Source organism: Chitinophaga parva, assembly GCF_003071345.1.
Classification (GTDB): domain Bacteria; phylum Bacteroidota; class Bacteroidia; order Chitinophagales; family Chitinophagaceae; genus Chitinophaga; species Chitinophaga parva.
Genome location: NZ_QCYK01000011.1, coordinates 1 through 932 on the forward strand (window position 1 = coordinate 1; position 932 = coordinate 932).

Consider the following 932-nt stretch of genomic DNA (forward strand, 5'->3'; position numbering starts at 1 on the left):
CTCTTCCCATTCCGAACAGAGAAGTTAAGCCCCTCATGGCCGATGGTACTGCGCAATCATGCGGGAGAGTAGGTAGCTGCCATATTTATTCAGAAAGTCTCACAGGGCAACTTGTGAGACTTTTTTTATTATAAAGTACAAGGTAATAAGACCTGGTACCCTATAGAGTACAGGGCTTCACTAACCAGGCAGTAAAGCAAAAGGCCCACTGCAAAGAACAAAAAGCCATACAGCAGCAACCGGTAGAGTGAAAAATAAACGGCTTGGAGGTTTTGTAGAGTGAAGAGGAGATTGTATCTTTGCCGTCCGCAAATAAGCCACTGGGGCTTTTAAGCCAGGAAGTTCTTTAAAAAACAGCAAGGAGCCAGCAAGGGAAACTACCAGGCAGAGAGCGGTATCAAACCACTCATAGCCAAGTAGTTAGCTAAAAATAAAATCACTAAAAACTTTGAAAAAGATTTGGTGAAAACAAAATAAAGCTTACCTTTGCAACCCCAACACAAACGACTGGTAATACAGTCATTACCCACGGGAAAAGTTCTCCGAAAAATAACAGCATACAAAAACAAAAAAATGAGTGCTTCACAAGGAAGCGGCTAAGAGATCGGATCTCACATTTTGACAACAAGCTTTAAGATGAAAGGATGTAAATCCGCATAATCAGAAGCAAAAGATCTTTGAAAGTCAGGAAACAACAGCACTACTATTTTCGGATGGTAGTGAGGTAAGCAAACAAGCGAAAAAAATTAAAACACTCTTGTCTAATTTCTATAAGGAGAGAACGTAAGTTTTCTCGCTTTGAGAAAAAAAATTAGTCAGTGAGCAAACAAACTATTTACAATGGAGAGTTTGATCCTGGCTCAGGATGAACGCTAGCGGCAGGCCTAATACATGCAAGTCGAGGGGCAGCACAGGTAGCAATACTGGGTGGC

General features: G+C 41.3%; 2 rRNA genes. Both read left to right on the forward strand.

Features of this window, described 5'->3' with window-relative positions:
- Positions 1-85, forward strand: a 5S ribosomal RNA gene (rrf, locus tag DCC81_RS25300); the annotation flags it as partial.
- 752 nt (positions 86-837) lie between these two features.
- Positions 838-932 (forward strand): 16S ribosomal RNA (locus DCC81_RS25305); the annotation flags it as partial.